Raw genomic sequence first — 8068 nt, forward strand, 5'->3', positions numbered from 1 at the left:
CGGCGCACCGGCGCGCCGCTTTCGCGGCACCGGCGCCCCGGACCTCGCAGCGCCGCGCTGCCCGACCCCGCAGAGGACCCCCGACCGATGAGCGACACCGCCGAACCGAGCCTGATCGCGCGACGCGAAGGCCAGGCCGGGACCCTGCTGATGAACCGCCCGAAGGCGCTGAACGCGCTGGACCTGCCGATGATCCGCGCCTTCGCCGCCGCCATCGCCACCTGGCGCGACGACCCTGCCGTGCGCCTGGTGGTGCTGGAAGGGGCCGGCGGGCGCGCCTTCTGCGCCGGCGGCGACGTGCGCGCGGTGCGCGCGGCGGCCATCTCCCGGGACCGCGCCGCCGTCGAGGCCTTCTTCTCCGAGGAATACGCCGTCAACACCGGCATCGCGACCTTCCCCAAGCCCTGGGTCAGCCTGATCGACGGCGTCTGCATGGGGGGCGGCATCGGGGTCGCGGTCCATAACGGCCCGCGCGTGGTGACCGAGCACGCGCTGGTGGCGATGCCCGAGACCGCCATCGCGCTGTTCCCGGATGTCGGGACCTCCTACGTCCTGCCCCGCCTGCCCGGCGCCATCGGCACCTGGCTGGCGCTGACCGGGGCAAGGCTGACCGGGGCGGATTCGGTCCATGCCGGGCTCGCGACCCATTTCGTCCCGCGCGAGCACCTGCCGGCGCTGCGCGCCGCGCTGGTGCAGGACAGCACCGAGGCCGTGGCCCGCTTCGCCGTCACGCCGCCGGAGGCCTCCTTCGCGGCGCATCGCCCGGCGATCGACCGCTGCTTCGGCCAGTCCAGCATCGCCGCGATCCTCGCCGCGCTGGATGCCGAGGGCACGGAATGGGCGGCGGCGCAGGCCTCGATCCTGCGGCGGATGTCGCCGACCTCGCTCTGCGTGTCGCTGGAGCTCCTGCGGCGCGGCGCGGGGCAGGACCTCGCCGCCTGCCTCGCCACCGAACTGGCGCTGACCCGGGTCGTGGTGAACGACCACCCCGACTTCGCCGAGGGCGTGCGTTCGGTCCTGGTGGACAAGGACGGCGCGCCGAAATGGCAGCCGGCCCGCATCGAGGATGTCGACCCGGCGGCGATCGCAGCGATGTTCGGCTGAGGCAGCGCCCGGCGGGTTCGAACCGCGGCGCGGTTCCCCCGGCCGGAGACGAACCGCCCCGGACTTTCGCCTGCCATGGCAAGGCATACGTCCGGTCAGGCATCGCCCCAGGCCCGGAGCGGGCGGAAGCGGCGCCCGGGCCGCGGGAGGCCCGCGCCTCATCCGACGCTTGCCGCATCCGCGGCAAACCGCCGGCCGCGCTGTAACGTGGCTTGCGCAGCCGCCCCCCCATCCCGACAATACCCCGATGGCCGCGCCGCTTCCCCTGCCCGACACCGCCGACCCTTCCTTCGCCGAGCTCCTGGCGCTGCGCCCGCACCTGTCGCTGCACGCCATGGACGGGCTGGTCATGGAGGAGGTGCCGCTGGCGCGCGTCGCGCGCGAGGTCGGCACGCCAGCCTGGGTCTATTCCGCCGGTGCGCTGCGCCGCCGCGCCCGCGCGCTGAAGGCCGCGCTGTCCGGCGCCGGCCTCGATGCCACCATCCACTTCGCGATGAAGTGCAACGACAACCTCTCCGTGCTGCGCGTGCTCGCCGCCGAGGGGCTCGGCGCCGACGTGGTCAGCGACGGCGAGTTGCGGATCGCCCGTGCCGCCGGCATCGCGGCCTCGCGCATCGTCTTCTCGGGCGTGGGCAAGACCACCTCCGAGATCCGCCACGCCATCGAGCAGGACATCTTCCAGATCAACGCCGAGAGCGCGGAGGAGATCGACATGATCTCCGCCATCGCCGCCGGCATGGGGCGCAAGGCGCGCGTCGCGCTGCGCGTGAACCCGGACGTGGACGCCAAGACCCACGCCAAGATCACCACCGGAAAGAGCGAGAACAAGTTCGGCATCGCCATCTCCGACGCGGTCGCGGTCTACGGCCGCATGGCGGCACTGCCGGGCATCGAGCCGATCGGCCTCGCCACCCATATCGGCAGCCAGATCACCGCGGGCATGTCGGCCTACCGCGCCGCCTATGCCCGGCTTGCCGAGACGGTGCGTGAATTGCGCGCGCGCGGGTTGCCGGTGCGGCGCGTCGATTGCGGCGGCGGGCTCGGCATTCCCTATCGCGACGAACCGGCGCCGGCGCCCGAGGCGCTGGCCGGCGCCATCCGCGCCACGCTGGGCGAGCTCGGCCTGCCGGTCATGCTCGAACCCGGGCGCTGGATCGCCGGTCCGGCCGGCGTGCTGCTGGCCTCAGTCGTGCTGCAGAAGCAGGGGGCCTCGCACCGCTTCGTAGTGGTGGATGCGGCGATGAACGACCTGGTACGCCCCGCCATGTACGAGGCCTGGCACGGCATCGTCCCGATCGCCGCCACGCACGCCGCCGCACCGCTCTCGCCCGCCGAGGTGGTCGGCCCCGTCTGCGAGACCGGCGACACCTTCGCCCGCGGCCGCCTGCTGCCGCAGCTCGCCCCCGGGGATGCCGTGGCCTTCCTCGATGCCGGGGCCTATGGCGCGGTGATGTCCTCTACCTACAACGCGCGCCCCCTGGCGCCGGAGGTCCTGGTGGACGGCACCCACTTCGGCGTGGTGCGCGAACGCCAGACGCATGACGCGCTGCTGCACGGGCAGCACGTGCCGGAGTGGCTCGGCGCATGACGGGCCGCGCATCCGATCACCGCAGGGCGCAGGCGCGGGGCGCCGGAGACCTGGATCGGATGCGCCGACACGCCGCGTCATACCATGACCGCGGCGCACCGATGACCGGAGGCCAGGATAGGATGCGCCACGCCGGAAGCGCCGCATGACCGACCGGCTCGCCTCGCGCCTCGCGCGGCGCACCTGGCTTGCGCGGCTGGCGCTCTGGTGGGAAGCGGCCTGGCCGGCGCTGTGGCCGCCGCTCGGCGTGGTCGGGCTGTTCGCGGTGGTTGCGCTGTCGGGCCTGCCGCTGGTGCTGCCGCCGCTGCTGCACCTGCTGCTGCTCGCGGGCTTCGCCGGCGCGCTCGCCTGGACCGGGCAGCGTGCGGCGAAGCGGCTCGCCCTGCCGGGCGCCGCCGCCGGCGAACGGCGCATCGAGCGCGACTCCGGCCTGGCGCACCGCCCCATCGCGACGCTCGGCGACCGGCCGACCGGCAACGATCCCGTGGCACTCGCCCTGTGGGAGGCGCATCGCCGCCGTGCCACCGAACGCCTGGCGTCGCTGCGCGTGGCGCCACCGAAGCCCGGCCTTGCGCTGCGCGACCCACGGGCGCTGCGCGCGGGGCTTTCGGTCGCGCTGGTGGCCGGGCTGGTCGTGGCGGGTGCCGAGGCGCCCGAGCGCCTGCGCCGCGCCCTGCTGCCGCATTTCGCCGGTGCTGCCCTGCCGACGATCCCGGGCGTCCGGCTCGAAGCCTGGATCACGCCGCCGGCCTATACCGGCGCGGCGCCGATCTTCCTCGACCCTGCCGGCGGCAGCGCCGCGGTGCCAGCGGGCAGCCGGCTGCAGGTCGCGGTCTCGGGTGGGACCGGCGGCGTGCCGGACCTGCTGCTGGATGGCACGGCCACGCCTTTCCGCACGCTCGACCGCGGGTCCTTCGCCGCCGAGACGATGATCGAGGCCGGCACGCGCCTCGCGGTGCGGCGCGACGGGACCGAGCTCACGCACTGGTCGCTCAGCGTGCGGGCCGACGCGCCGCCGACCGTGGCCTGGGACCAGCCGCCGGCGCGCGCCCAGCGCGGCCTCGCCATCCGCCTGCCCTGGCGGGCCGAGGATGACTGGGGCCTTGCCACCCTGCGCGTCGAACTGCGCCTGAAGCTGCGGCCGGAGGCCGAGCCCGTCACGATCGACCTGCCGCTGCCCGGCGGTAGCCCGCGCAATGCGCGCGGCGCGGCGCAGCCGGATCTCTCCGCGCATCCCTGGGCGGGGCTGGAGGTCGAGGCGCGCCTGGTCGCGACCGACCACGCCGGGCAGGAGGGGCGCAGCGAGGGCGCCTTCCTCGAGCTGCCGGAACGCTCCTTTACCCATCCCGTCTCGCAGGTGCTGATCGCGCTGCGCAAGGCGCTCTCGGTCGATCCCACGGGGCGCGAGCCGGCGCGGCGCGAGCTGGACCGGATCGCCGGCGCGCCGGAGGCTTTCGAGCACGACACCGGCACCTTCCTCGCGCTGCGCAGCGCCCGCCACCGCCTGCTGCGCGACCGCCGCCCGGCTGCCGTGGCCGAGGCGCAGGAGATCCTGTGGGACGTGGCCGTGGCGCTCGAGGAAGGCCGCACCGACCGCACCGCGCGCGCGCTCGCCGAAGCGCGCCAGGCGCTGCGCGAGGCGCTGGAGGAACAGCGCCGCACGCCGGATGCCGAGCGCACCGAGCAGCAGCGCGCCGAGCTCGACCGCCGCATCCAGGAATTGCGCGAGGCCATCCGCCGCCATCTGGAAGCGCTCGCCGAGCGCCTGCAGCGCGAGAACGCCGAGGCCCTGCCCTACGACCCGCAGCAGCGCCTGATGGACCAGCGCGAACTGAACCGCCGCACCCAGCGCATGCAGGACGCCGCCCGCCAGGGCCGCACCGAGGATGCCGAGCGCGAGCTGGCGGAACTCGAGGAAATGCTCCGCGCGCTCGAGGAAGGCCGCAACATGCGCGCCGAGGACCGCCAGCGGCAGCAGCAGCGCCAGCGCGGCAACCAGCAGATGGGCGCCGTGCAGGACATGGTGCAGCGCCAGTCGCAGATGCTCGACCGCAGCCACCAGCGCGCCGAGCAGGGCGAGCGCGAGCGCGGGGAACAGCGCCGCCGCCCGCAGAGCAACACCTTCCCCCCACCCCCGCAGCCACCGCAGCCCCAGGCGCAGCCCAACCCGGAGCGCCAGGCGCAGAGCCAGCAGGATGCCCGCGTGCAGCGCGCGCTGCGCCGCGCGCTCGGCGAATTGATGCAGCAGTTCGGCGACCTGACCGGCGACGTGCCGCAGCAACTGGGCGAGGCCGACCGCGCCATGCGCGACGCCGACGAGAACCTGCGCTCCGGCGGCGACCCGCGCGACGCCCAGCAGCGCGCCATCCGCGCCCTCACCGAAGGCGGCCGCCAGATGGCGCAGCAGATGCAGCGCCAGTTCGGCCAGGCCCAACCCGGCGAGGGCGAGGAGGAAGGCGAGGGCGAAGGCGAGGGCATGGCCAATGGCCAGCAGGGCGGCGAGGGCCAGGACCAGGCGCAGGAGCAGGGCCAGGGCCGCGACCCGCTCGGCCGCCGGAACCGCGAGGCAACGGGCGGTCAGGACAATGCCTCGGACACGCGGGTGCCGGACGAGGCGGAGTTGCTGAAGACCCGGCGGATCCAGGAGGAGCTGCGGCGGCGCGGGGCGGAACGCGAGCGGCCGGCGCAGGAGCTGGATTATATCGACAGGCTGCTCAGGCGCTTCTGAAGGAAGCTCGGGCGAGAGAGCCCCCAGATCCCGCTCCGTTTTCCGGCATCAGAAGACGGGACGCGGAACGGCGCGCCTTACGTCACCCGCTCCAGTTCCCTCTCGTCCAGCCCCCCCGGCACCAGCGTGACCGGCACGCTCAGCCGATGCGCGTACCGCCCCGTCAGCGCCGTGATCAGCGGCCCCGGCCCGCCCGAGCCCGGCGCCATCGCCAGCACCAGGATCGAGATGCGCGGGTCTTCCTCCAGCAGCTTCAGCAATTCGTCGCGCGGCTCGCCCTCACGGATGATCAGGATGGGGAAGCCGCCGGTGATTTCGTTCACCTCCGCGGCCAGGCCCGAGAGCAGCTTCTCCGCCTCCTCGCGCCGTTCCTCCTGCATCATCACGCCCACACCGGCCCATTCCACCAGGCCGACCGGTTCGATCACGCGCAGCAGAGCGACGCGCCCGCCGCCCTTGCGCGCGCGCAGGCAGGCGTAGCGCAATGCGACAGCCCGCTCGGGGCTGTCATCGACCACCACCAGGAAGATGCGGTCGCGCTTGGCGGCGGTGGCGGCGGCGGCGGCTTCCTCGGTGCCCGGCATCTAGCGGTCCTCAGTTTCGGCGGAACAGGATGCTGCCCAGCCACCCCGCCAGGGCGGCCAGCACGATGCAGGCGACACCATAGAGCAGCGGCGCGGTGCGGGCGACATAGGCGATGGTCGCCGCGCTGCCCACGCGGTCCACGCGCAGGAAAAGTTCCTGCCGCGCGACGATGCGCTGTTCGCGCACCAGCAGCACCTCGATGCGGTAGTCGCCGGTCTGCACTGTGTCGGGGAAGGACACGCGGGCGCTGAACAGCCGCCCGCCAGCCACGGTGACCGGCGCGGCGTATTCCTGCCAGCGCCCGTCCCGCTGCTTGAGGTCCAGCAGCGCCGCGCGGAAAGCCGGCGCCTGCGCGCCCACCGCGCGCAGCGGCAGGGCATCGAGGCCGAGGCGGCCGCTCCGGCGCACCTCCTCGGGCAGGACCTGCCACACCGGGCGCGTCGCAGCGATGGCGTAGAAGCCCGGGATCTCGGGGAAGGTCGCCGCCGGCCCGTTCACCCAGAAGCCGAGCACATTGACCTTGCGCCGCACGACGGTCGGCTGCGACGGGCCCCAGGCGAGCACCACCACATCCTCGCCGGTCTCCGGGCCGATCAGGTTCTCGGTCGCGCCGAAGACGATCACGGAGGATCCGGTGAAGCCGGTCGTGATCTCCACCCGGTCGGTCGAGAGGTCGGCGGTGAGCAGCGGCGTGCTCGGCGTCTGCTGCGCGCGGGCCGGAAGCGCCGCCAGCAGCGCGACCAGCAGCGCCAACCACCTCATCGCGCCGGCCCGATCGCGAACAGGTTCTCCGGCGCGCGGATCAGGTCCCAGGCCAGGCCGATCGCGACACCCAGCACCAGCAGGCCGAGCAGCGCGCGCGTCTCCTCCCCGCGCAGTTTCGTGCCCATGGCGGCGCCGAACTGCGCCCCCGCCACGCCGCCGGCCAGCAGCAGCATGGTCAGCACGATATCCACTGTGCCGACCTGCCAGGCCTGCAGCAGCGTCACGTTGGCGGCCACGAACACCACCTGGAACAGGGAGGTGCCGATCACGACCGAGGTCGGCATGCCGAGCAGGTAGATCATGGCCGGCACCAGCATGAAGCCGCCGCCCACGCCCATCACGGCCGAGAGCACGCCGATGCCGAAGCCCACCAGCAGCGGCGGCACGACCGAGATGTACAGGCGCGACTTGCGGAACCGCATCTTGAAGGGCAGACCGTGCAGCCAGGTGTGCTCCCCCAACCGCGAGGGTGCGGCGCCGCCGGTGCGGCGGCGGCGGATGATGGCGCGCACGCTCTCGCGCACCATCAGCAGGCCGACCGTACCCAGCACCACCACGTAGAAGAACGAAACCGCGATATCGACCTGGCCCGCGCGGCGCAGCGCAGCGAAAAGCTGCACCCCCAGCGCCGAGCCGAGGAAGCCGCCGGCCAGCAGCACGACGCCCATGCGCACGTCGACATTGTCGCGCCGCCACTGCGCGATCAGTCCCGAGACCGAGGCCCCCAGCGTCTGGTTGGCGCCCGAGGCGACCGCGACCGGGGAAGGAATGCCGATCAGGATCAGCAGCGGCGTCAGCAGGAACCCCCCGCCCACGCCGAACAGGCCCGACAGCCAGCCCACGCCGAAGCCGATGCCCAGCAGCAGCAGGGCATCCACACTCATCTCGGCGATCGGCAGGTAGACCTGCATCGCGCGCCCCGCGCTTCGGTTGCGGTGAATCCTCGATGACGCCGGGTGTGAGCCCGGGCGCCACACCGCGTTTGAACCCGACGGGCGCAAGCGGCAAGGGACAATCGGCGCGCGACGCGGCAGGATTGCGGCAGCCCGTTCCCGGAGAGGCCCCGCATGACCCTCACCCGCCGCCTGCTGCTCGGCGCCCTGCTGGCTGCCCCGGCGCTGCGCCCCGCCGCAGCGCAGGCCGCGCGCCGCATCCGCATCATCCACATCAACGACTTCCACAGCCGGCACGAACCGGTGGTGCGCGCGACCGGCGCCGCCTGCCGGGCGAACGAGGCCTGCCTCGGCGGGTCGGCACGCCTCGCGGGCGGGGTGGCCGCCGCGCGCGCCGAGGCCGCG

Annotated in this window: 6 protein-coding genes and 1 pseudogene; 4 read left to right on the forward strand and 3 right to left on the reverse strand. The window is 74.0% G+C overall.

Annotation, left to right across the window (positions count from 1 at the left end; genetic code table 11):
- Nucleotides 1–87: 87 nt before the first annotated feature.
- The 3 genes from HW578_RS19655 to HW578_RS19665 all read left to right on the forward strand — a co-directional run bounded on the left by HW578_RS19655 (nt 88) and on the right by HW578_RS19665 (nt 5420).
- Nucleotides 88–1104, forward strand: coding sequence for an enoyl-CoA hydratase/isomerase family protein (locus tag HW578_RS19655; RefSeq protein WP_198372412.1), 1017 nt, complete (start codon nt 88–90; stop codon nt 1102–1104).
- 247 nt (nt 1105–1351) lie between these two features.
- The gene (lysA, locus tag HW578_RS19660; protein ID WP_198372413.1) at nt 1352–2692 is read left to right on the forward strand and encodes a diaminopimelate decarboxylase; all 1341 of its coding nucleotides are present in this window, start codon (nt 1352–1354) and stop codon (nt 2690–2692) included.
- A gap of 145 nt (nt 2693–2837) precedes the next feature.
- A complete protein-coding gene (locus HW578_RS19665) occupies nt 2838–5420 on the forward strand; it encodes a TIGR02302 family protein (protein ID WP_198372414.1) in 2583 nt (860 codons plus the stop codon).
- 77 nt (nt 5421–5497) lie between these two features.
- Here the strand turns inward: HW578_RS19665 and HW578_RS19670 are convergent, their stop codons facing one another.
- Genes HW578_RS19670 through HW578_RS19680 form a run of 3 tightly spaced genes read right to left on the reverse strand, consistent with a single transcriptional unit; the run spans nt 5498 to nt 7681 of the window.
- Nucleotides 5498–6004: a universal stress protein gene (locus tag HW578_RS19670; protein WP_198372415.1), complete on the reverse strand. Its 507-nt coding sequence runs from the start codon at nt 6002–6004 to the stop codon at nt 5498–5500.
- Nucleotides 6005–6014: 10 nt separating this feature from the next.
- A complete protein-coding gene (locus HW578_RS19675) occupies nt 6015–6767 on the reverse strand; it encodes a TIGR02186 family protein (RefSeq protein WP_198372416.1) in 753 nt (250 codons plus the stop codon).
- Nucleotides 6764–7681, reverse strand: coding sequence for a sulfite exporter TauE/SafE family protein (locus HW578_RS19680; RefSeq protein WP_198372417.1), 918 nt, complete (start codon nt 7679–7681; stop codon nt 6764–6766). Before HW578_RS19680 ends, HW578_RS19675 begins: the two co-directional genes overlap by 4 nt.
- Nucleotides 7682–7837: 156 nt before the next feature.
- On the opposite strand from HW578_RS19680, the pseudogene HW578_RS19685 reads away from it, so the two are divergent.
- Nucleotides 7838–8068, forward strand: a pseudogene (locus HW578_RS19685) (bifunctional metallophosphatase/5'-nucleotidase); the annotation flags it as partial.

This window comes from Roseomonas rosulenta (assembly GCF_016106005.1).
GTDB lineage: Bacteria > Pseudomonadota > Alphaproteobacteria > Acetobacterales > Acetobacteraceae > Neoroseomonas > Neoroseomonas rosulenta.